Raw genomic sequence first — 20,560 nt, forward strand, 5'->3', positions numbered from 1 at the left:
CCCCAACCCTCCCCCGCAAGCGGGGGAGGGAGCCCAGCGCCGATGCTGCCGCATCGTGCACGCCATATGCGGTCGCCCTGCCCGCAAGCGGGAGAGGCGAAGCGAGCCCGCGGCCAGATCTCCACAACATCACTCGCGATTGTCCTTTCTGCGATGGAGCGGTCGCGATGAAGCTTCGCGCCAATCTCGTCATCGGTGGTACGCTGTTCGCGCTGGCGGTCCTGGTCGGTGTGCTCGCCCCCTGGCTGGCGCATACCGATCCGGTGCTGGACGCCAACCTCATGAACGCGGAAGAGCCGCCGAGCTGGACCTGGTGGTTCGGCACCGACGACCAGGGCCGCGACATCTATTCGCGCGTCGTCTATGGGGCGCGGGTCTCGCTGACCGTCGGCATCGTCTCGCAGCTCATCAACAGCGTGATCGGCGTGGCGCTCGGCCTCAGCGCCGGTTATTGGGGCGGCTGGTGGGACGACGTCGTCAACGCGCTCACTAACGTCATGCTCGCGATTCCCTCGCTGATCTTCGCGCTCGCCATCATGGCGGTGCTCGGCCCCGGCCTCACCAGCCTGTTGATCGCGCTCGGGCTGACCAACTGGTCTTTCACCTGCCGGATCGCGCGCGCCTCGGCGCTGGCGTTGCGGAGCCAGGGCTATGTGCAGGCGGCCACCGTGCTCGGCTACGGCGATCTGCGCATCATGATCACGCAGCTGTTGCCCAACATGTTGGGGCCGATCGTCGTCATCGGCACCCTCGGCATGGGCAGCGCGGTCCTGTCGGAAGCGGCCTTGTCGTTCCTCGGCCTCGGCGTCCGTCCGCCGTTTCCGAGCTGGGGCAGCATGCTGTCGGATGCCCGCGACCAGATCACGACGGCGCCGTGGCTGTCGGTATTCCCCGGGCTTGCCATCTTCCTGACGGTGCTCGGCCTCAACCTGCTCGGCGACGGCCTGCGCGACATTCTCGATCCTCACTCGCGGAGCCGGCGGACATGACCGGCGCGCCGCTGCTCGAGGTCGAGGATCTCCGCATCGATCTGGACGATGGGACAAGGCGTGTCGCAGCGGCCGAGAATGTTTCATTCCGCATTGATCGCGGCGAGACGTTCGGCCTGGTCGGTGAATCCGGCTGCGGCAAGAGCATCACGGCGCTCGCTCTGATCGGCCTGTTGCGGCCGCCATTGTCGATCGGGGCCGGCGTCATCAGGTTTGACGGGCGGGAGATCCAGCATCTCTCGGCGGCCGCGCAGCGCGACCTTCGCGGCAACCGCATCGCCATGATCTTCCAGGAGCCGATGACGGCGCTGAACCCGGTCTCGCCGGTGGGACGGCAGATCGCCGAGATGTTCGTGCTGCACAAGGGCAAGAGCTGGCGGGAAGCCAACAAGCTCGCGATCGAGGCGCTGGCGAGCGTCCGCGTCCCGGCGCCGGAGCGGCGCGTCAACGATTATCCGCACCAGCTCTCCGGCGGCATGCGACAGCGCGTGATGATCGCGATCGCGCTGGCCTGCGGTCCGGATCTCCTGATCGCGGACGAGCCGACCACCGCGCTCGACGTCACCGTGCAGGCCGAGATCATCGAGCTGATGCGCAATCTCTGTGCCGAGCGCGGCACGGCGATCCTGATGATCAGCCACGATCTCGGCCTCGTCGCCAATGTCTGCCGCCGCGTCGCCGTCATGTATGCCGGCCGCATCGTCGAGGAGCGCGGCTCCGCCGATATCTTTCGCGCGCCCGCGCACCGCTATACGCAAGGTCTGGTCGACTCGCTGCCGCGGCTCGGCAGTCGCGCCGCGCTTGGCCGCAGCCGGCTCAAGGAGATCGCCGGCGTCGTCCCGGCCATCACCAGCTTTCCGGATGGCTGCCGCTTCAATCCGCGCTGTGCCTTCGCGACCGACATTTGCAGGACCGTCGTGCCGACGGCGGATCTGCTGGAGGGGGGCGGTCTGGTGAGGTGTCATCACCATGCATGAGCCCAAAACCGGATTGGGTGAGGCGAGGGTGGATGACGACCTCATTCTCAGCGTCGAGGATCTGGCGGTTCATTTTCCTGTGGGAGGCGGCCTCATCGGCCGCAACCGGCGGCTGCTCCGCGCTGTCGACGGGGTCGATCTCGAGCTGAAGCGCGGCGAATGTCTCGGCCTCGTCGGCGAATCCGGCTCGGGCAAGTCCACGGTCGCCCTCTCGATCCTTGGCCTGGTGACGCCGACCCGCGGCCGCATCGTGCTGGACGGGCAGGTGGTGACATCGAGGCCGTCAGGCGATCGCAGATCGCTCGCCCGAACCGTGCAGATCGTCTTCCAGGATCCCTACGCCTCGCTCAATCCGCGCCAGACGGTTCGCCGCACGCTGGAGGATCCCCTGCGCGTCCATGGCGTGACCGCAAAAAGCGAGATCGAGGATCGCGTCGCGACCATGCTGCGGCATGTCGGCCTGCGGCCCGAACAGGCCGATCGCTATCCCCACGAATTCTCCGGCGGCCAGCGCCAGCGCATCGGCATTGCGCGCGCGCTGATCCTCAATCCAAAGATCGTCATCTGCGACGAGCCGGTCTCGGCGCTCGACGTCTCGATCCGCGCCCAGATCATCAATCTGCTGCTGGAATTGAAAGACACGCTCGGCCTCTCCTACATCATGATCAGCCACGATCTCGGCGTCGTCGAGCACATGAGCGACCGCGTGGCGGTGATGTATCTCGGCCGCATCGTCGAGAATGGCGACTGGCGCGAGATCTTTGAACGACCCGCGCACCCCTATACGCAGGCCCTGATCGCGGCGATCCCCGATCCGCTGCGCCATGCCCCGTTGGCGACCACGGGCGGCGATCTGCCCAACCCGCTCAATCCGCCGAACGGGTGTGCCTTCAGCCCGAGGTGCCGATATGCGGAGGATGTGTGCCGCCGCGAGCCGGGGCCACTGCTGGAGGCGCGGCCGGATGGGCATGCGGTGCGGTGCTGGCGCAGTGAGGAGATTGCGGGGCGGGCGACCTTAACCTCCGCCGAAGGCGCTCATTCCTAGCCGGAAGGCCCCCTTCGAGCCGACGTTGGCACTTGGGTCCGAAGCAAACATTTCGCGGTCAGGGTCCGAATGCTGACTTATGACACCAAATCGGGCCTTGTTGGTGTCATGAGCAGTGGCCTCGCTGCAAATGGCTTGACTCTGACATCCATCCCTTAGCAGTCTATGCTGCTGGCTAGAGTTCCTGAAGGAGTTTAGTTATGCGCATATTTTCCTTCTTTGCTTTGGTTTTTTTCGCGTTTTCCGGTCTGACTGCCACCCACGCTGCGACTTATCAATTTTCTTTCGACTACGTTGATCCTGCCGCTCAAGACTTCAGTTTTCAGCTTCCAAGTTCACCGGGAGGTCCTGGCTTCGTGCCGGGCACCTTCTTCATTCTTGTTTCCAACGTGACCGATAACCACGGGCGCTTTTACGACAGTATCGTCTTTTTCGACGCCCTGAGAGACGGGGGTATGGAAGCGATACTGAACAATGGCGATCCAGATCCATTCAATCTCACGGGACCTCAACTCTTCACAGCGTCGTTGGAGCCCGTTCCGGGATTTAAAAACCCTAGATACGCGCATCCCACTTTCATTCTAGGTACCTTTACTTTAGGCGATCTCGATGACGTCCCTGTAGGCACGCTTACTGTTTCGGCAGTGCCCGAATCTTCCACGTGGGCGATGATGCTCCTCGGCTTCTGCGGGCTCGGCTACATGGCGTATCGCAGGACATCAAAGCCGGCATGATTGCTGCCTGAACCAACGGATCATAAGCATTTAAGTCCAGTGTGCATTTGATCATTCGTGTCGGGCTTGAGTCCTGAGCGATCAATCAAGTGCACCGTAACTCGCGACGCAACAGCGAGCACGGCCAGTCAAATCCCTCCGTCGTTAAATTTCTTGCCAAACAGGCAACTGTGCAGCTGGAATAAGGTTGGCGCATTTTCCTTTGCAGATCTTGGAAAAAATCGCTTCCGCCTGTTTGCGGACCCCAACTGCCTCGCTGCTCCGGCCCGTCGCGTCGTAGAGATTGGCAAGGTTGTAAAGGACAGCCGCAAGAGTAGGCGTTTCAGTCCCGGCACCTCGCCGCACCAGTGCCAAGGCTCGACTGAAGAGCTGTTCTGCCTCTTTCGCGCGATTAAGCTGTTGGAGCAATAGCGCCTTGTCATTCAGAATGCCCGCCAACGACGGGCTATTGTTGCCCAGCGCTTCGCTCAAAATGCTTTCAGCTTCATCGTAGATATCCTCGGCCTCCTTCGGTTGGCCAAGGCCAATCCTGAGTTGGGCAAGGCGTTCGAGACCGGCGGCAACCATTGGATGTCGGGAGCCGAGTTTTTTGCGATAGATTGACAAAGGCCGGTCATAATATTGATCGGCATCGCCAAATTTCCCCCGGAGACGGAAGCAGTTTCCGATAGCCGATAGTATATTGGCGACATAAAGCGATTCAGGCCCCAGTTTTGTCTCCGCAATCACCAAGCCACGTCGCAGGAGCCCTTCGGCAGCATCGATCTCGCCAATATCGGCGCGGAGGGAGGCAAGATTGATCAGTGTGGGAAGTATCTGAGGATCTTCGGCGCCGAACCACTTTTCATGAATTTTCAGAGCTTCCATCACGTATGCCGCGGCAACGTCCGAGTCGTGCCGGATCAATGCCAGGCGAGCCAGATCGATCAAGCTATTTGCGACGGCCACGTGTTCGGGTCCGAAAGCCCTCTGACGAATGTCCAACGCTTGTCGAAACAACCGTTCAGCGTCGTCATATTCGGCGCGATCTTGATGAATGACGGCCAATGTCAACAAGCCACGCACAACAAACGGATGATCGGGGCCAAGTGCTTTGGAATAAATTGCGAGTGGGCGATCCGCAATACGAGCGGCGTCCGAAAAGCGTCCGAGTTGACGCATCAGTTGCGTCAAGCTGACCAATGTATCTGCGACCTCCTCGTGGTCGGGTCCAAGAACTCTCTCGCGGCTAGCCAGTACTTTTTGGAATATGGGCTCAGCTTCGACAAGGCGTCCCAAGTCCAGAAGTACCAAAGCCAAGCTGTTGGCGTCGGCAAGGGTGTATCGATTTTCAAAACCCCATGCCTTCTCACGAATACCGAGAGATCGACGAAATAGAGGTTCAGCCTCGGCATAGCGCGACTCCGCGCGATACAAAGCTCCCAAGCAGAATAAGGCATCGGCGAGGTCCGGATCATCCGGCTTGAGTCTCTTTTCCCGAATACCGAGGCCGCGAAGCAGGAGAGGCTCGGCCTCGCCGTAGCGACTTTCAAGCCGAAGGGTTGTCCCCAAGTGAATAAGCAGCGTATCGGGCGGAAACTCGTCGTTCGGCGTCTTCTCGCGAAGTGCGAGGGCTTCCTTAAAGGTGGCCTCGGCTTCCGCGTATCGACCGGCAGCTTCGTAGTTGTCGCCAAGTACCTGCAGCGGGTTGGAGACCCGCCAGTGCTCGGGACCGAAGAGTCGTTTCGTGATCTCGAGGGATCGGCGAGCGAAAGCCTCGGCATCTGCAAACCTGTGCTGATCGATGTATATGAGGCCTAAAAATTCATAGTCGAACGCCAACTCCGCCAGATCTGGCGTGGCAGACTGCTCCCTTATTTCGATGCACTGTTTCATCAACCTTTCGGCAGCCTCGAAGCTCGACTGCCGCTTGAGGAAGACTGCCCTCTGTTTTGCTGAGAACGCCGCAATCTGGTCGTACTCTTTGCTGGGATGGCGACTATAGGTGTCGACCGCAGCCTGGAAATAGGGTTGGCCTTGACCCGGCTTGTTCATCCAAAGGGAGATCGACCCCAGGAGGCCCTCAAGGACGACTGTTTGAGCGTGATCTTCACCTAGTCGCTTGCGTCGGATAGCCAAACCGCGCTCTGCGGCGCTCCAAGCGTCTTCATACCGATGTAATTTGTCGCGCAAGAACATCGCTTGCCAACCCAGTGTATCGGCCACAAGCAATCCGTCCGAACCCTGTGCTTTCTCGGCAGCGGCCAGCGCTTCCTTATAGGCCGCATCTGCTTCGGTGAGCTTGTTTGCAGCTGCTAAGGCAATTGCGTTACGTAGCAGCGCCACCGGTTCAACTGGTCGATCAGAAGGTTGTGAGTCTCCGGCGACGATTACCGCAGCAATTGCTGGTGCTAGATAGGTGTTCGTACAGATACATTGCACGAGCCAAGCGAGACAGATCGCTTGCCGCACGTGCACTCGGCCGCAGAAAGTACGCAAAAAAGACAATTGCGAACACCTGAAGGTTGGAGCGGTAAATTAGGTGCCTGCGAATTAATCTATCAACTAAAGGTGACGCAGGAAAATCAATGCAATTATCAGGTGAACGGCCCGGTTCGTCAACCATGACATCCCGATCAAGCAACGGAGTTGCCGTAAATTGAAACCGCCATTGACAGCCGCGCGAGTTGCGACGTCCTCGATGCTCCGATCGGTCGCTTGTTCGACTTTGCGGACCCGACCTCAAAGCAGCGCCATCGCGGTCCCCGCAGCCGCACTGAACGCGACGACGACGAGCGGAGGGGCGCGCCAGACGACCAGCAGGACGAAGCCGACCAGCGCGATACCGAAATCCCGCGGCGCGTGCACGGTGGTGGTCCAGACCGGATTGTAGAGCGCAGCTCCCAGCACGCCGACCACGGCGGCGTTGACGCCGCGCATCATGGCTTGGGCGCCGGCACGTTTCCGGAACGAGTCCCAGAAGGGCAGTGCACCGAGCAGGACCAGAATTCCAGGCAGGAAGATTCCGACCAGCCCGAGCGCCGCGCCGGCCACCCCGTGCGGCTCGGGCGCGACGACCGTGCCGAGGTACGCTGCGAAAGTGAAGAGCGGCCCCGGCACCGCCTGAGCGGCGCCGTAGCCGGCGAGAAAGGCATCGTCGGTCAGCCAGCCCGGCGCGACGAAAGCTTCCCGCAGAAGAGGCAGCACGACATGGCCGCCGCCGAACACGAGCGCGCCGGAGCGGTAGAAGGCGTCGAACAGGGCAACACCCGTCGAGCCGGTCAGCCCGCGCAGCAAGGGAAGACCGGCCAGCAGGACAAAGAACATCGCAAGAGTGATCAGCCCGATGGTTCGCGAGACCGGGATCTCGACATGTCCGGACGGCGCTGCTGCCTCGCTGCGGCACAGCCAGAGGCCGGCGAGCCCGCCGAGAACGATCGCGCCGATCTGGGCGATCGACGCCGTGCTGAAGAGGATGATGAGCGCCGCCACGACGGCGATCGAGGCGCGCTCGCGGTCGGGGCAGAGGTTGCGCGCCATGCCCCAGACCGCCTGCGCCACGATGGCGACCGCGGTGAGCTTGAGCCCGTGCAGCAGACCGGCGCCGGCCGGGCCGCTCAGCGCGCCGGCGCCGTAGGCGAACAGGACGAGGATCAATGCCGACGGCAAGGTAAAGCCGGTCCAGGCCGCAAGGGCGCCCGGATAGCCGGCGCGCATCAGGCCGATCGAGAACCCGACCTGGCTGCTGGCCGGGCCCGGCAGGAACTGGCAGAGGGCGACCAGATCGGCGTAGGCGTGTTCGTCGATCCACTTCCGCCGCACCACGAACTCGTCGCGAAAGTAGCCGATATGGGCGATCGGACCGCCGAAGCAGGTGAGGCCGAGCTTGAAGAAGATGCGCAGGACTTCCAGCGCCGAGCCGGCCGGGGATCGTTTGCTGACGGAGACGTCGGTTAGCAGATCGAGGTTGCTCACGGACATTCGATCCGATTTCGGGGCGCGGTTATCGAGCCTCGGCAAACGACGTCCCACCCAATTGGCAAGTCTTTGAATTTCATGCGGTCTTTATCGAAATTCGCGAGGAACGAGGTGTGCCGTTATCCGTTGATGCGCCGTCGCGACGGAAGGTCCGGCGGAGCCATATTAGCAGCGAGGAGACTGGCCATGGCAAGTGCGGCAGACCGCGATCCCCGACACCATACGCACAAAATGCAGAAGGCCCTGCAGGATATCAGGAACCATCTGCGTGAGGACATCCAGAAGGTTGACGAACCGCAGTTGAAGGCGATGTTCGAGACCTCTGCCGAGGTCCTGGGCGGACTCGAGAAGGCCTTCAGGGATTACGAGCAGAAGAACGAAAAGGCCTGGCGCTGAGGGAGACCGGTGCCGCGACAGATTCGGCTCAAATATCCACGGGAGTGCCGTCATGGTCGTCATGCCAAGCAAGCGTCGCTTGTTCGTGTTGGGCGGAGCATTGGCAGTCGCGGCGCCCGCTCTCATCACCCGGCCGGCTCTTGCTGAACGGAAGGGCGGCAAGCAGAAGGGCGCGGAGAAGAAAGGCGAGGAAGTCACCCCGCCGGAAGATCTGATGCGCGAGCACGGCGTGCTCGATCGGGTCCTGCTGCTCTATGAAGCCGGAATCCGGAAGCTCGCGTCGAATGATGATCTCGATCCTGCCCTGATCACGCAATCTGCCGGGATCATCCGCGATTTCATCAACAACTACCATGAGAAATCCGAGGAGGAGCACGTCTTCCCGCGCTTCAGGAAAGCCGGCCAGATGACCGATCTGGTGGACACTCTGCTGCGTCAGCACGAGGCGGGCCGGAAAGTCACGGATAACATCCTGAAGCTTGCGCCGTCCGCTCGAAGCAATGACGACGACCGCAAGCAACTGGTGGGCGCGATGCAGGCTTTCATCGCGATGTACCGGCCGCACGCGGCCCGCGAGGACACCGATCTCTTTCCGAAGCTGAAGGACGTGGTCTCCTCGAACGAGTACGACGCGATGGCGGAGGACTTCGAGAAGAAGGAACACCAATTGTTCGGCGCGGATGGCTTCGAGCAGATGGCGGCCCGCGTCGCCCAGCTCGAGCAGCAGATGGGCATTCACGATCTGAATCAGTTCACACCGCGCTGATGCTTCTTCAGCGGCCGACCAAGGGCGACGGCCCGGCTGCGGCGTTCGTCATGATTTGCCGAACCAGGTCGAGAAAAGTCGCGGAGTGAATTCCCCGCTGCTGTGCATCGAGGTCAACGACCTGAACGGCGACCAGACGCTTCTCCGGCACGATCACGATCAGCTGTCCTCCGTAGCCAGACGCAAAGATTACATCTCGTCCCCAAGCGCCGGCATCGAGAGTCCACCATAGATAGCCATATCCGCGGTCTTTTCGATCCGTCTCCGAGTAGGTCTTGGTCGACTCCGCCATCCATTGCGATGGAATGACGGAAACGCCGTTCCAATGTCCCTGGTTGAGGAAAAGCAGTCCAAACCGTGCAAGATCCCGCGCGCTCATGTTGAAGACGTAGGCGCGATAGAGGGAGGAACGATCTCCGACGAACGTCCCATCACGGACCGTGTAGTCCTGCATCCCGAGGGGACCGGCAATCAACGTCTCGAAGCTGTCGAAGACATTCGAGCCGGTCGCCTTCTCGTAGATCGCACCGAGCGCATTGAAGTCCCAATTGTTGTAGTACCAGAACGTGCCAGGCGGATGAGAGCCACGCGGCGGGCGCGTCGATTTCTGTTCGCTCGTCTCGTAGGCCGCCGGGTGATAGATGCCGGAGCGGGCCATGAGCAGCTGGCGAACCGTTGCAAGCTTCTCGTCAGCCGTCAGCGATGGGGCGGTATCGTCGATACCCAGCTGCGCTAGCGTGCTTTCTAGCTTGATCTGACCGCGTTCGATGGCCTTGCCAAAGAGAGCGCTCAAGAAGCTCTTGCGAACAGAGCGAACATTGACCTTGCGGCTGATGTCGCCGGACGTCGCAACCACAAGACCGTCTTGCACGACCATGATCGCGGTCGGCTTGTATTTTCCAGCGTAGCTCTCGACAGTGCCTTGAATTGGCGAGCGCTGGAATTGCCACTCGTTTCCGGGTTCGGCACTTGCCGGGCTCGAACAGAGCAGCAAGATCGCGACCATCGCTGAATACCGCATGAGCCTAGCCTGCGCGCACGTCTGTTGGGTTATTGGAGAGGGGGCTGGCTACTCCGCCGCCCTTTCTTGCAAGTCCTGCGCATAGACGTTGACGATCAGCGCCGCCGAAAGGATGCGGCCGCGGTCAAGACGCTTTCACGTCAGGCGAGGATACGAGGCGCGGCAGTCGCTTTATCACCCGAGTTCGGTGTGCCCGTGGGTTCGATCAACAGGATGTGCACTTCGCCATGCGCCACAGGCCGGTGCTCGACCCCTCTGGGGACGACGAAAACCTCACCGGGGTTGAGCCTGACCGTCCTGTCCCGCAGCTCGATGTCGAGCGTCCCCCTCAGCACGAGAAAAAAATCGTCCGTATCATCATGCTTATGCCAGTGATATGGCCCCTCGAGCTTGGCCACCATGATGTCGTTGTCGTTGTAGAGGGCGACGGTACGAGGCGAGAAACGCTCCGTGAAAGTGGCGAGCTTCTCCGCGAGATTTGCCGGTGCGTTCATTGCATGACCTTGGGATGAAGTAACTGGTCGGCCTTTGCATAAGCCGGCTGCATGTGCTTGCGATGCTGGAGTGGCGCGCCGAACGCATGATCGGGAGCGGGTGGTCCCGCGGACGGCCCTTCGCCACGATACCATCATGCTCCTGTTTTGCCCGACGAGTCAAACGTCGCTGACGAGCCGGCTCAAAATGCGCCGTGCCAAATTCCCCAATGAGTTGTACTGTGCATGGGGTTGTTTTCGCGTTTTTGCTTTGGCAGCCGGCTACTCCGCCGCTTTTTCGCGCAAGCGCTGCGCATAGACGTTGATGATCAGGGCCGCCAGCAGGATCACGCCGCGGATCAGGATCTTGAGGAAGCTGTCGATGTTGACGTGGTCGAGGCCGTTGTTGAGAACACCGAGAACGAACAGGCCGACGATGGTGTTGCCGATGCCGCCGCGGCCGCCGAACAGGCTGGTGCCGCCGACGACGACGGCGGCGATGGAATCGAGCAGGTAGGTGTCGAACTCGTTCTGCTGCGCGCTGCCGAAATGGGCGACGCCAAGCATACCGCCGATCCCCGAGCACACCGCCGAGATCACCATCACGCTGCCCAGGATGAGCTTGACGTTGAGGCCGGAATATTCGGCGGCCTCGCGGTTGCCGCCGACCATGTAGACGTAGCGGCCGAAGCGCGTGTAGGTCAGCACCAGGTGCCCGCCGAGCAGCATGATCGCCGCGACGATGACGATCCAGGGGATGCCGCCGATCGCGCCCGAGCCGAGCGTCGAGATCAGGCCCGGCACCTTGTAGGCGATCTGGCCGCGCACCAGCAGCGCCGAGATGCCGGCCGCGATCTGCATCATTGCCAGCGTCATGATGAAGGAGGGGATGCCGATCACGGTCAGCCCCAGCGCGTTGACGAGGCCGAGGGCCGCGCACAGCAGGATCGACAGCAAGATGGCGAGCGCACCGGGCAGGGGAATGTTGGCGATGTTGACGTAGGAGTCCTGCAGCGTGAAGTAGGCGACCGCGATGCCGGTGACGTTGGCGATGCTGGCGATCGACAGGTCGATCTCGGCGCACAGGATCACGAAGGTGAGGCCGACGGCGATGACCCCCGTGACCGACACCTGCGTCAGGATGTTGCCGAGATTGTCGATCGTCGCGAAGGAGGGACTGGCGAGGGCGAAGAACGCCGACAGGAAGATCAGCGTCAGGAAGGGCGCGATGTTGCGCATCTGCGAACGCAGGAAAGGCGCAACGCCTCGCGCGCGCTGTCCCGTCGCTGCAGCCGTCTCACTGCTCGCCATTGTGCCTCTCCGTCACGCCGCTTCCAGCAGGCGGTCCTTGCTGACCGGTTCGTTCTTGAACTCCCGCACCACCGCGCCGCGCTTGAGCACGAGGATGCGGTCGGCCAGCGACAGCACCGTCTCCGGTTCGGTCGACAGCACGATGATCGCAAGCCCCTTGGCGCGGAGGTCGCGGACGATGTTGATGACGTCGTTCTTGGCGCCGACATCCATGCCGCGGGTCGGCTCGCACAGCACCAGGAGCTTGGGCGGATAGGTCAGCCATTTTGCCAGCGCGACCTTCTGCTGGTTGCCGCCCGAGAGCATGCCGAGGTCGAGGCCGACCACCGGCGGCCTGATCTGGAGCTGCTCGACCTGACGCTTGGCGATGTCGCGCTCCTGCGCGGGTTTCAGCAGTAACGACGCGATGCGGTCGAGGATGCTGATCGAGATGTTCTTGTAGACGGGCTCCTGGTGGAACAGCATGGCGCGCCGGCTCTCCGGCACCAGCGCCACGCCGGCGCGCCGTGCCGCCGCCGTGCTGGCGAACGTCTTGAGCGTGCCCTCGACGGCGAGCGTGCCGGCATCCGGCTGCAGTTTTCCAAACAGGATGCGCGACAGCTCCTGCTGGCCGCAGCCCATGAAGCCGTAGATGCCGAGCACCTCGCCGGCGCGGGCCTCGAAGGAGACGTCCTTGAGGCTGCGCGCCAGCGAGAGCTGGTCGACCTTCAGCACCGCCGGGCTGTCGCTCGGCCGCGGCAGCACCAGATCGTCGGTATAGCTGTGCTCGAGCGCCTCGCCGCCGCGGCCGATCATGGCCTCGATCAGCGCGCCCTTGGTGGTCGCGGCGCTGGCGGTCTCGGCGACCTTCCGCCCGTTGCGGAACACGGTGACGGTGTCGGACACCCGAAGAATGTCCTCGATGAAATGCGAGATGAAGACGATGGCGGTGCCTTCCTCGCGCAAGCGTCGCAGCGTCGCGAACAGCCGCTCGACCTCTGGCGGGGAGAGCGCCGAGGTCGGCTCGTCCAGGATGACGATGCGGGCGCCCGAAAACAGCACGCGGGCGATCTCGATCAGCTGCTGCAATCCGATCGGAAGGTCGCCGAGCCGGCTCGTCGGATCGACGTCGATGCCGAAGCGCGCGAGCTGCTCGCCGGCCTCGCGCGCCATGCGCCGCCATTGCACGAGGCCAAGCCGGTTGGTCGGCTGGTTGCCGAGAAAGACGTTTTCGGCGACCGTGAGATCGGGCGCGACCGATAGCTCCTGATGCACCATGGCGATGCCGGCCGCGTGCGCGTCGCGCGCCGAGCGGAAACGCATCTCCTGGCCGTCGAGCAGGAAGCGTCCGGAAAACTCGGCATGCACGCCGGCGATGATTTTCATCAGCGTGCTTTTTCCCGCACCGTTCTCGCCGACGAGACCGTGGATCTCGCCGGGAAGAAGCGCGAAGTCGACACCACGAAGCGCCTCGACGCCGCCGAAGCTCTTCGTGATGCCCTGCAGTTCCAGGATGGGCTGACGACCCTCTTGCATGCAAGTTCAGATCTTGGAGGATTTCAGATCAGGAAGTGATCTTCCATCCACTGCATTCCCGGGGCGTTCGCCTTCGTTACGACCGGGCCGTCGGTAACGACGTTCTTGGGAATGCCCTGGCCGCTCTTCTCGCCGCCGACCACGGCGGCGACACCTGCGATAATCGCACCGCCATGGATGCGGCAGGACGGGTTGCGGACGGTTGCGAACATGCGTCCCTCGCTCACCGCCTGAATCGCGGGCGGCATCGCGTCGACGCCGCCGATCAGGATGTTGGTGCGGTTATGGGCCTTCATGATGTTTGCGGCGGCGAGCGCCATGTCGTCATTGTGGAAGAAGGCTGCGTCGATCTGCGGGTATTTGGTCAGATAGGTTTCCCAGAGCCGCGCGGTTTTCGAGACGTCCCAGTCGGCCGGCTGGGTGTCGAGCACCTCGATCCCAGGGAATTGCTTGACGACCGATTCGAAGCCCTTGGCGCGGCCCTGCGCGCCGGTGTGGCCGAGCGCGCCCTGTGTCATGATGATCTTGCCCTTGCCGCCCATCGCGTTGCACAGCGCCTGTGTCACCGAGGCGCCCATGAATTCGTTATCGGGGGCGAGGAAAGAGTGGACGTTAATCTGGTCCAGGGGAGCAATCAGCGTGTCCATGTCGATCACGGGCGTGCCGGCGTCAATCATCTTCTGCACGGGCTGCGTGAGCGTGCCGATGCCGAAGGCCTGGATCGCGACGAAATCCCATTTCTGCGAGGCCATGTTGTCGATCGCCGCGCGCTGCTTCACCGCATCGAGCTGGCCGTCGAACCAGGTCACCTCCACGTTGAACAGCTTGCCCCAGAATTCCGCGGCCTGCTTGCCCTGCGCGCACCAGGTCGCCTGAAGACCTGCATTGGAGAACGCCGCCTTCAGCGGCTTCTCGCTTCGCCCGACTTCGGCTGCAAGTGCTGGGTTTATGCCCATGCTGCCGAGGATGGCAGTCGCGGCGCCGGCGGTCGCTGCCGCCTGAAGAAGATCGCGCCTCGTCGTCGAGAAATCTTTCGTCCCGGACATCGCTCGCTCCCATGTATTTTTCGTCGGCGCGTCATTGATTGCGCTACCGAGGAGGAAAGTGTCTCACAAGAGTTGATGCCACTCAATGCGCAATCAACTGAGATTGGGGCTGTGTTGGTGCAGCGCAAAGCGCTACGCTGCGATGCCAGCGAAGGCTTCAACTGCTCGCATGCGCGCGCAATGTTCGGCGACAAATCGTCGAAGAGCAAATCGCGGTGTGCCGTAGGCATCGTGCGAGGCGACCTCGCAGCCGATCAAGCGGTAATGCCCGCGGCGCTCATCCGCGAAGTCGAGAATCGTCTCGATAGTCAGCGCAAGCATCGACCCCATCACGAGCTCGCTGCCTTGCGCCAGGAACGTCGCCCGCGCTTCGGGATGATCCTTGAACAGAGGTTGGTGGACGAGGGGCGCGAGGTGGGCGCAGCGCGCGGCGGCTAGCTCAAAGCTCTGCTCGATCAGATTACAAGATGCGTTCATCGGCACATCGGCCGCGCTGACAAAAAAAGAGCGGGGCCCTGGCCCCGCTCAAAAATTGTGTCGACCCTATTATCCCCGATTCTAAGATTTGATCTTGATTGACGGGGCGACGCTGCGTTTTGCGCGCCAGGGGCTCCTCCCGAGACTTGGACCACCAGACTTCGACCTCGCGGTCAGGCCTGAGCAAGAGAGATGCTAGATCAACTTTTCTCACTTGTCATCATTTTCGGCAACGATTGTTCAAAATTCGAGCAGTTAACGAAATGTTCGGGCTTCTGGTCTTCTAAGTATATGACAAATATAAGAAATATGTGGGCAGGGCGGGCAGTCGACCTGCCTCAAGTGCTCAACGTTCCGGTCCTGGCGGGCCTTTCCGAGTACGATTGTCGATAAATTTGGGCAGGGCCACGCTAGCGCTGGCGTCGGCCTCGACTCGGAGCTCAGCGCCGTGTTTAGTTGGTGGACGAACGAATGGTTCGGCGGATGCGCGCACGGCTGCAGAAATTCTTACCCTTGGTCCTGCTCGCCCTGGCGATGCAGGTGCTGGCGCCGATTGCCGCCTGCTGGGCTGCCGGTCAGGCCGTTGCCGATCCACTGTCCGTCGGCGTCATCTGCCATGGTGCGAGCGATCCGGGCAGCCCGAGCAATCAGACCGGCGCACCGACTGCGCATGCCGGCGCCTGCGCCCTGTGCTGTCTCGCTCAGGTCAACTCATCGTTCGATTCGCCGCCGCACACGGCGCTCTCCGTTCCCTTCCGCCACGCTGAGCGCGTCATCTGGCGTGAGGCAGAGGCGCCCGATCTCGCCGCCCATGAAGGCTCGAGCGCCCAGGCGCGGGGACCTCCTCACTTTTCCTGACGACCCTCGCAATCGCCGCGGTCTTCCGTGGGCGACTGATGCTGTCGAATGGCCGGAGAGAAAGTCCGGCGTCAGGAATGTCCCATGTTACCTCGCCATGCCCGCTGCGGCGTGAGTGTCGTTGCCGTCCAGGCCGCGCTGCTCGCCTCGTCGAGCGGTGTTTTCGCTCAAGGCAGCCCAAGGGAGTTGCCCGCGGTGACTGTTGATGCGCCCACGACCGCGAGATCCAAGCTGCGCAAACCGGCGGTGCAGACGAATGCCGTCGCCAGGAGAAACTCGGCAAAGCCGGAGCGGCGGGCCTCGATCGCGGCAACCAGCGAGCAGGAGGCGGGTGGTGCCCGGGCCTCGCTCGATCAACCGGCGGCGGTTTCGCGTTATCAGTTGCCGCAGCGTTCGTTCAGCATCACGGCAAAGGAAGCCGACGAGACGATCAACCTCAAGGACCCCGAGGACGCCGTCAAATACATGCCGAGCCTGTTCGTGCGAAAGCGCAACGATGGCGACAACCAAGCGGTTCTCGCGACGCGAAGCTGGGGCCTGAATTCCAGCGCGCGCACGCTGATCTACTACGACGACCTCCTGATCTCGGCACTGATTGGCAACAACAACTCCGGCGCCTCGCCAAAATGGAATCTGATCTCACCCGAAGCGATCGGGCGGGTGGATTTTCTCAGCGGTCCGTTTGCGGCTGCGTATCCCGGCAATTCCATCGGCGGCGTCCTGCTGATCACGTCGAAGATGCCGGACAAGCCGTTCGCCGTGGCCAAAGAAACCGTCTCTGTAATGCCGTGGAATCAATACGGCACCAAGAACACCTATGTGACCAGCCAGACCAGCGCTGCAGCGGGTAATCGCGACGGCAGGCTATCCTGGCTCGTCACAGCAAATCATCTTGATAGCTATCAGCAGCCGCTGACCTACACGACCTTTGGCAGCGTTTTTGGTGTCGGCCCTGCAAATACGACCGGCGCGGTTGGCGCATGGAATAGGACAGGTGGTGTCGCGAATGTCATAGGGACGGGCGCGCTGGCGCATTCCCAGCAGACGTCTGGGAATTTGAGAGTTGCCTATGATGTCTCGCCGTTGGTGCAGGCGACCTACTCGCTCGGCATCTGGAACAATCACCAGACTTCCGATCCGCAGACCTATCTGAGGTCTACGTTCAACGGGCAGCCAACCTTCGGCGGCCAAGGGGCGTTTGCGAGCAACAAGTACATCTGGGACCAGACCCATCTCAGCAACGCGATAGCGCTCAAGAGCGACACCAAAGGCGTCTTCGATTTTGACCTTTCAGCATCGAGCTATAATTATTTGCAAGACATTCAGCTCAATCCGTTCACCGTCGCGCCGTTCAGTGCCACCCAGTCTGGGTTGGGCTATTCGCTGAACGGCAAGATTACCCGTAACGACGGTACAAACTGGCAGAACGCAGACGCTAAAGGCATCTGGAGGCCTTTCGGCATCGATGGTCCCCACGAGATCAGCTTCGGTGTTCACGGCGACCGATATCGCCTGGAAAATCCGGTCTATTTGTCCTCGGTCTGGTATGCGACGTCCTCCACCGGCACCGGTCAACTTTTCACCACTGGCATCGGCGAGACACGTACCGGTGCTCTTTGGCTGCAGGACGCCTGGAAGATCGTTCCCGAGTTGAAGCTGACCCTGGGAGGGCGGCTCGAGACTTGGCGCTCGTTGGATGGCTTCAATATCAACTCGAATCCGACGGCCATCAGCGGTATTCCAGCGGCTCCGACTCCTGTCTTCGTTCCGGTCGCAAAGAACCAGCCAGGGCTCAACTCGACTAACTTCTCGCCCAAAGCCTCGCTCTCTTACGACCCCAACAAGGAGTGGAACATCACCGCGAGCTTCGGTGAGTCGTATCGTTATCCGACGGTCACCGAACTATATCAGAACATAACAGTTGCCGGTGTCGCGACGTTCGCCAATCCCAACCTGAAGCCCGAGCAGGACTTCACCGGTGAATTGAACGTCGAGCGAAGATGGAATGACGGCCGCGTCAGGCTGACGTTGTTCAAGGAAAGAACCAACAATGCAATCATCTCTCAAACCACGAACGTGACGAATTCGACGGGCGGCCAGACTCCCACAACGACTATCGGCAACGTCGACGCAATCCGGATGCAAGGCGTCGAACTGTCGGCCGACAAGGACAACGTGATGGTCAGGGGACTGCAGGTGTTTGGCAGTGTGACCTATGTGGACTCACGGATTCTAAGCGATCCGACGTTTGTCAGTACGATCGGCGGCACAACCGCGACCGGCAAGAGGGTGCCGAATGTTCCAGAATGGCGCTCCACGGTCGGGGTTACGTATCGGCCGAACGAGAACTGGGCCTATACGGTCGCGGGACGTTACGTCGGAAAGCAATTTGCGACCCTCGACAACACCGACACCTTTGCACACGTGTACCAGGCCTTCGACCCGTTCTTGGTGTTCGACATGAAGATCCACTACAAGGCGACACAGAACTTCGCGTTCGATTTCGGCATCGACAACATCTTCAACGCGCAATACTTCCTGTTCCATCCGTTTCCCGGGCGAACTTTCGTTCTCGCCGGGAAGTACACGTTCTGACGGGTGGGAAAATCTTAACGGCGAAAAGAAAGGCCATCGACATGAACAAGCTCTCAACTCTCTTCGCGCTGGCAGCGCTATCGGCCGTTGCGGTCGCAACTCCCGTCCGCGCCGACGACGTCAAGGCCGGCGACCTCGTCATCTCGCAGGCCTGGAGCCGGGCAACGCCTGGAGGCGCCAAGGTCGCCGGTGGTTTCCTGACCATCGAGAACAAGGGGACCGCGCCGGACAAGCTCGTCGCCGTTTCGGCCGAAATCGCCGGCAAGGCCGAGGTCCATGAAATGGCGATGGACAATGGCGTGATGAAGATGCGTCCGCTGGACAAGGGCCTCGTCATTGAGCCGGGCAAGACCGTGAAGCTCGCCCCCGGCGGCAATCACCTCATGCTGCAGGATCTGAAGAGCCCATTCAAGGAGGGTGAGAAAGTGCCTGTTACGCTCGAGTTCGAGAAAGCCGGCAAGGTTTCCGTCTCGCTCGATGTTCAGGGTGTTGGCGCCCAGGCGCCTGGCAGCGGAGGCATGATGATGAAGAAGATGCCAGATCATTCGGGAATGAAGATGTGACTGACGTGATCTAATCTTCGGGAGATCGAGCATGTTGAAGACATCCTGGCTGATCCTGATAGCCGCCCTAATCGCGCCGCCCGCGGCGGCGCATGTCTATCTGGAAGGCAAGCAGGCGCCGGTCGGAGCGTCCTACAAGGCCGTCTTCGCTGTGCCACACGGCTGCTCAGGTTCGCCGACGGTCAAGATCCGCGTGCAGATCCCCGAAGGCGTCATCGCGGTGAAACCGATGCCGAAGCCCGGCTGGAATGTCGATGTCGTCGAGGGGCAATACGCCAGCCCGTACGACTACCATGGCAACAAGCTGACCTCCGGCGTGAAGGAAGTGGTCTGGTCCGGCGGCAAGCTGCTGGACCACAATTACGACGAGTTCATCGTCAGCAGCTTCCTTACCGACAGCTTGAAGCCAAACACCACACTGTATTTCCAGGTGGTGCAGGAATGCGAGAAGGGCGTCAGCCGCTGGATCGAGATCCCGGCGGAGGGCGCGGCGCATGCGCACGAGGACAAGTCGCCAGCGCCTGGCGTTAAACTGCTGCCCAGGCCGTAATGCGCCTTTTCGCTGCGCTCGCGACGCTGCTCGTCGTCGCCGGTCACTCGAGCGGCGCGTCGGCGCATGCGGCGCTGATCTCGGTCGACCCGGTGAGCGGAAGTATCCTTGCGGGCGCGCCAAAGGCTGTGGAATTGCGCTTCAACGAGGCGGTGACCCCAGGCGCGATCCAGTTGATCGACGGCGCGGGCAGGGCGCGTGACGATGCGCGTGTCACCACTTCGGGCGAGGCCATCTCGGTGGCGATGCCGCCGGACCTGCCGCAAGGCACCTCGGTCGTGAGCTATCGGGTGATCTCACAAGACGGTCATCCCGTCGCGGGATCGGTGATCTTCTCGGTCGGCGCGCCGACGGCGACGCAACCGCCGGCCAATGCGGATGGCCGGTTGAACGCGCTGATCTGGCTGTCGCGGATCGGTCTTTATTTCGGGCTTTTTGTTGGCGTCGGCGGTGTATTCTTTGGCCGCTGGATTGCGTGGTCGATGACGGCCATGGGCACGCCGCGCGCGGCACTCCTTGTGGGCCTTCCGAGCGCGGTTGTCTCGATTGGGGTGTTGGGTCTCGATCTTCTTGGTCTTTCGCCAGCCGCGCTTCTGACTAGCTCCCCCTGGACCATTGCATTCGCGACCAGTGCCGGCCCTGCCTTGCTCGTCGCCATCGCGGCGATGCTGCTCGCGCTGATGGCGCTCGGCCGGAAGTGGTACGCGCGGCCTTTCGCAGCCATCGCGTTTGCCGGTGTCGGCCTGTCGCTCGCGATCACGGGGCACGCCGCGACGGCGCCGCCTGAGATGCTGGCGCGGCCGGCGATCTTTCTCCACGGCCTTGCCGTCGCTTTCTGGATCGGCGCGCTGGCGCCGCTTGCTGCACTGCTGTCGAAGCCGAGGCCGGCGGTACTGCCGCTCATCAACCGCTTCTCGCGCATCGCTGTGCCGGTGGTCGCCGTGCTGGCGCTGACGGGCCTTACGCTTGCGGTGATCCAGCTCGAAAAGCTGTCCGCGCTGCTCGACACCAGCTACGGGCGCATTCTCGCGATCAAGTTGGCGCTGGTGCTTCTGCTGCTGGCGCTCGCCGCGCTCAATCGCTTCCGGTTGACGCCGGCGTTGGTGAGGGATCGGGGAGGCGCGTACCCGCTCAAACGTTCAATCCTGCTCGAATGTGGGGCCGCGCTCGGGCAGGCTGAGCGTCAAGGTCGCCTCCTTGGCCTTCAGCGGCGTCGCCTCCCCGGTCATGAGCTGGAGGACGAAATCGTCCACGCCGGCTTTCCCCGGGGAGACCAGCACCTGAAAC

The 20,560-nt window shown here is 61.9% G+C and carries 18 protein-coding genes and 1 pseudogene; 11 read left to right on the forward strand and 8 right to left on the reverse strand.

Translation table 11 applies throughout. The features are described from left to right. Window positions 1–167 precede the first annotated feature (167 nt). From G8O24_RS40465 to G8O24_RS46425, 4 genes and pseudogenes are all read left to right on the forward strand, one after another. The gene (locus G8O24_RS40465; protein ID WP_188108080.1) at window positions 168–989 is read left to right on the forward strand and encodes an ABC transporter permease; all 822 of its coding nucleotides are present in this window, start codon (window positions 168–170) and stop codon (window positions 987–989) included. Further along, a complete protein-coding gene (locus tag G8O24_RS40470) occupies window positions 986–1,966 on the forward strand; it encodes an ABC transporter ATP-binding protein (RefSeq protein ID WP_188108081.1) in 981 nt (326 codons plus the stop codon). The genes G8O24_RS40465 and G8O24_RS40470 overlap by 4 nt, the downstream gene beginning before the upstream one ends. Further along, window positions 1,959–3,011, forward strand: coding sequence for an ABC transporter ATP-binding protein (locus tag G8O24_RS40475; protein WP_188108082.1), 1,053 nt, complete (start codon window positions 1,959–1,961; stop codon window positions 3,009–3,011). The genes G8O24_RS40470 and G8O24_RS40475 overlap by 8 nt, the downstream gene beginning before the upstream one ends. A 629-nt stretch (window positions 3,012–3,640) precedes the next feature. Beyond that, a pseudogene (locus G8O24_RS46425) lies at window positions 3,641–3,745 on the forward strand (PEP-CTERM sorting domain-containing protein); the annotation flags it as partial. A 144-nt stretch (window positions 3,746–3,889) separates the two neighbouring features. Here G8O24_RS46425 and G8O24_RS40485 read toward each other — a convergent pair. Then, a complete protein-coding gene (locus G8O24_RS40485; RefSeq protein ID WP_188108084.1) occupies window positions 3,890–6,196 on the reverse strand; it encodes a tetratricopeptide repeat protein in 2,307 nt (768 codons plus the stop codon). Between the two features lie 270 nt (window positions 6,197–6,466). Then, window positions 6,467–7,705 carry a chromate efflux transporter gene (chrA, locus tag G8O24_RS40490; RefSeq protein WP_188108085.1) on the reverse strand — a complete coding sequence of 413 codons (1,239 nt, stop codon included), beginning with the start codon at window positions 7,703–7,705 and terminating at the stop codon, window positions 6,467–6,469. 183 nt (window positions 7,706–7,888) lie between these two features. Here chrA and G8O24_RS40495 point away from each other — a divergent pair, with 183 nt between their 5' ends. Beyond that, complete coding sequence (locus tag G8O24_RS40495) at window positions 7,889–8,098, forward strand: hypothetical protein (RefSeq protein ID WP_092228813.1); 210 nt, start codon at window positions 7,889–7,891, stop codon at window positions 8,096–8,098. Between the two features lie 214 nt (window positions 8,099–8,312). Then, window positions 8,313–8,864: a hemerythrin domain-containing protein gene (locus G8O24_RS40500; protein WP_244646325.1), complete on the forward strand. Its 552-nt coding sequence runs from the start codon at window positions 8,313–8,315 to the stop codon at window positions 8,862–8,864. Window positions 8,865–8,871: 7 nt separating this feature from the next. Here G8O24_RS40500 and G8O24_RS40505 read toward each other — a convergent pair whose 3' ends face one another. From G8O24_RS40505 to G8O24_RS40530, 6 genes are all read right to left on the reverse strand, one after another. Further along, window positions 8,872–9,885 (reverse strand): serine hydrolase domain-containing protein, encoded by a 1,014-nt coding sequence (locus G8O24_RS40505; RefSeq protein WP_188108087.1) that lies wholly within the window; start codon window positions 9,883–9,885, stop codon window positions 8,872–8,874. A 140-nt stretch (window positions 9,886–10,025) separates the two neighbouring features. After that, window positions 10,026–10,379 (reverse strand): cupin domain-containing protein, encoded by a 354-nt coding sequence (locus G8O24_RS40510; RefSeq protein ID WP_188108088.1) that lies wholly within the window; start codon window positions 10,377–10,379, stop codon window positions 10,026–10,028. Between the two features lie 261 nt (window positions 10,380–10,640). Then, the gene (locus G8O24_RS40515; protein WP_188108089.1) at window positions 10,641–11,669 is read right to left on the reverse strand and encodes an ABC transporter permease; all 1,029 of its coding nucleotides are present in this window, start codon (window positions 11,667–11,669) and stop codon (window positions 10,641–10,643) included. A 12-nt stretch (window positions 11,670–11,681) separates the two neighbouring features. Then, the gene (locus G8O24_RS40520; protein WP_188108090.1) at window positions 11,682–13,184 is read right to left on the reverse strand and encodes a sugar ABC transporter ATP-binding protein; all 1,503 of its coding nucleotides are present in this window, start codon (window positions 13,182–13,184) and stop codon (window positions 11,682–11,684) included. Window positions 13,185–13,207: 23 nt separating this feature from the next. Further along, window positions 13,208–14,230 carry a sugar ABC transporter substrate-binding protein gene (locus G8O24_RS40525; RefSeq protein WP_188108091.1) on the reverse strand — a complete coding sequence of 341 codons (1,023 nt, stop codon included), beginning with the start codon at window positions 14,228–14,230 and terminating at the stop codon, window positions 13,208–13,210. A 132-nt stretch (window positions 14,231–14,362) separates the two neighbouring features. Further along, window positions 14,363–14,707, reverse strand: coding sequence for a globin family protein (locus G8O24_RS40530; protein ID WP_244646333.1), 345 nt, complete (start codon window positions 14,705–14,707; stop codon window positions 14,363–14,365). Between the two features lie 471 nt (window positions 14,708–15,178). Here G8O24_RS40530 and G8O24_RS40535 point away from each other — a divergent pair, with 471 nt between their 5' ends. The 5 genes from G8O24_RS40535 to G8O24_RS40555 all read left to right on the forward strand — a co-directional run. Beyond that, window positions 15,179–15,565: a DUF2946 family protein gene (locus G8O24_RS40535; RefSeq protein WP_244646327.1), complete on the forward strand. Its 387-nt coding sequence runs from the start codon at window positions 15,179–15,181 to the stop codon at window positions 15,563–15,565. 84 nt (window positions 15,566–15,649) lie between these two features. Further along, window positions 15,650–18,160: a TonB-dependent receptor gene (locus G8O24_RS40540; protein ID WP_188108092.1), complete on the forward strand. Its 2,511-nt coding sequence runs from the start codon at window positions 15,650–15,652 to the stop codon at window positions 18,158–18,160. 41 nt (window positions 18,161–18,201) lie between these two features. Next, entirely contained in the window at window positions 18,202–18,723 is a 522-nt protein-coding gene (locus G8O24_RS40545; protein WP_188108093.1) for a copper chaperone PCu(A)C, read from the forward strand. Window positions 18,724–18,754: 31 nt separating this feature from the next. Further along, the gene (locus G8O24_RS40550) at window positions 18,755–19,273 is read left to right on the forward strand and encodes a YcnI family copper-binding membrane protein (protein ID WP_188108094.1); all 519 of its coding nucleotides are present in this window, start codon (window positions 18,755–18,757) and stop codon (window positions 19,271–19,273) included. Next, window positions 19,273–20,560, forward strand: a 1,288-nt coding sequence (locus tag G8O24_RS40555) for a copper resistance CopC/CopD family protein (RefSeq protein WP_188108095.1), incomplete at its 3' end; no start/stop codon positions are given. The genes G8O24_RS40550 and G8O24_RS40555, both read left to right, overlap by 1 nt.

The organism is Bradyrhizobium campsiandrae (assembly GCF_014529705.1).
In the GTDB taxonomy this organism is placed as follows: domain Bacteria; phylum Pseudomonadota; class Alphaproteobacteria; order Rhizobiales; family Xanthobacteraceae; genus Bradyrhizobium; species Bradyrhizobium campsiandrae.

What these genes read in the sequence shown, in the direction of transcription:
- G8O24_RS40465 (WP_188108080.1), top strand. Translation starts at nt 168, where the DNA reads ATGAAGCTTCGCGCCAATCTCGTCATCGGTGGTACGCTGTTCGCGCTG.
- G8O24_RS40470 (WP_188108081.1), top strand. Translation starts at nt 986, where the DNA reads ATGACCGGCGCGCCGCTGCTCGAGGTCGAGGATCTCCGCATCGATCTG.
- G8O24_RS40475 (WP_188108082.1), top strand. Translation starts at nt 1,959, where the DNA reads ATGCATGAGCCCAAAACCGGATTGGGTGAGGCGAGGGTGGATGACGAC.
- chrA (WP_188108085.1), bottom strand. Translation starts at nt 7,705, where the DNA reads ATGTCCGTGAGCAACCTCGATCTGCTAACCGACGTCTCCGTCAGCAAA.
- G8O24_RS40495 (WP_092228813.1), top strand. Translation starts at nt 7,889, where the DNA reads ATGGCAAGTGCGGCAGACCGCGATCCCCGACACCATACGCACAAAATG.
- G8O24_RS40500 (WP_244646325.1), top strand. Translation starts at nt 8,313, where the DNA reads ATGCGCGAGCACGGCGTGCTCGATCGGGTCCTGCTGCTCTATGAAGCC.
- G8O24_RS40505 (WP_188108087.1), bottom strand. Translation starts at nt 9,885, where the DNA reads ATGCGGTATTCAGCGATGGTCGCGATCTTGCTGCTCTGTTCGAGCCCG.
- G8O24_RS40510 (WP_188108088.1), bottom strand. Translation starts at nt 10,379, where the DNA reads ATGAACGCACCGGCAAATCTCGCGGAGAAGCTCGCCACTTTCACGGAG.
- G8O24_RS40515 (WP_188108089.1), bottom strand. Translation starts at nt 11,669, where the DNA reads ATGGCGAGCAGTGAGACGGCTGCAGCGACGGGACAGCGCGCGCGAGGC.
- G8O24_RS40520 (WP_188108090.1), bottom strand. Translation starts at nt 13,184, where the DNA reads ATGCAAGAGGGTCGTCAGCCCATCCTGGAACTGCAGGGCATCACGAAG.
- G8O24_RS40525 (WP_188108091.1), bottom strand. Translation starts at nt 14,230, where the DNA reads ATGTCCGGGACGAAAGATTTCTCGACGACGAGGCGCGATCTTCTTCAG.
- G8O24_RS40530 (WP_244646333.1), bottom strand. Translation starts at nt 14,707, where the DNA reads ATGAACGCATCTTGTAATCTGATCGAGCAGAGCTTTGAGCTAGCCGCC.
- G8O24_RS40535 (WP_244646327.1), top strand. Translation starts at nt 15,179, where the DNA reads ATGGTTCGGCGGATGCGCGCACGGCTGCAGAAATTCTTACCCTTGGTC.
- G8O24_RS40540 (WP_188108092.1), top strand. Translation starts at nt 15,650, where the DNA reads ATGTTACCTCGCCATGCCCGCTGCGGCGTGAGTGTCGTTGCCGTCCAG.
- G8O24_RS40545 (WP_188108093.1), top strand. Translation starts at nt 18,202, where the DNA reads ATGAACAAGCTCTCAACTCTCTTCGCGCTGGCAGCGCTATCGGCCGTT.
- G8O24_RS40550 (WP_188108094.1), top strand. Translation starts at nt 18,755, where the DNA reads ATGTTGAAGACATCCTGGCTGATCCTGATAGCCGCCCTAATCGCGCCG.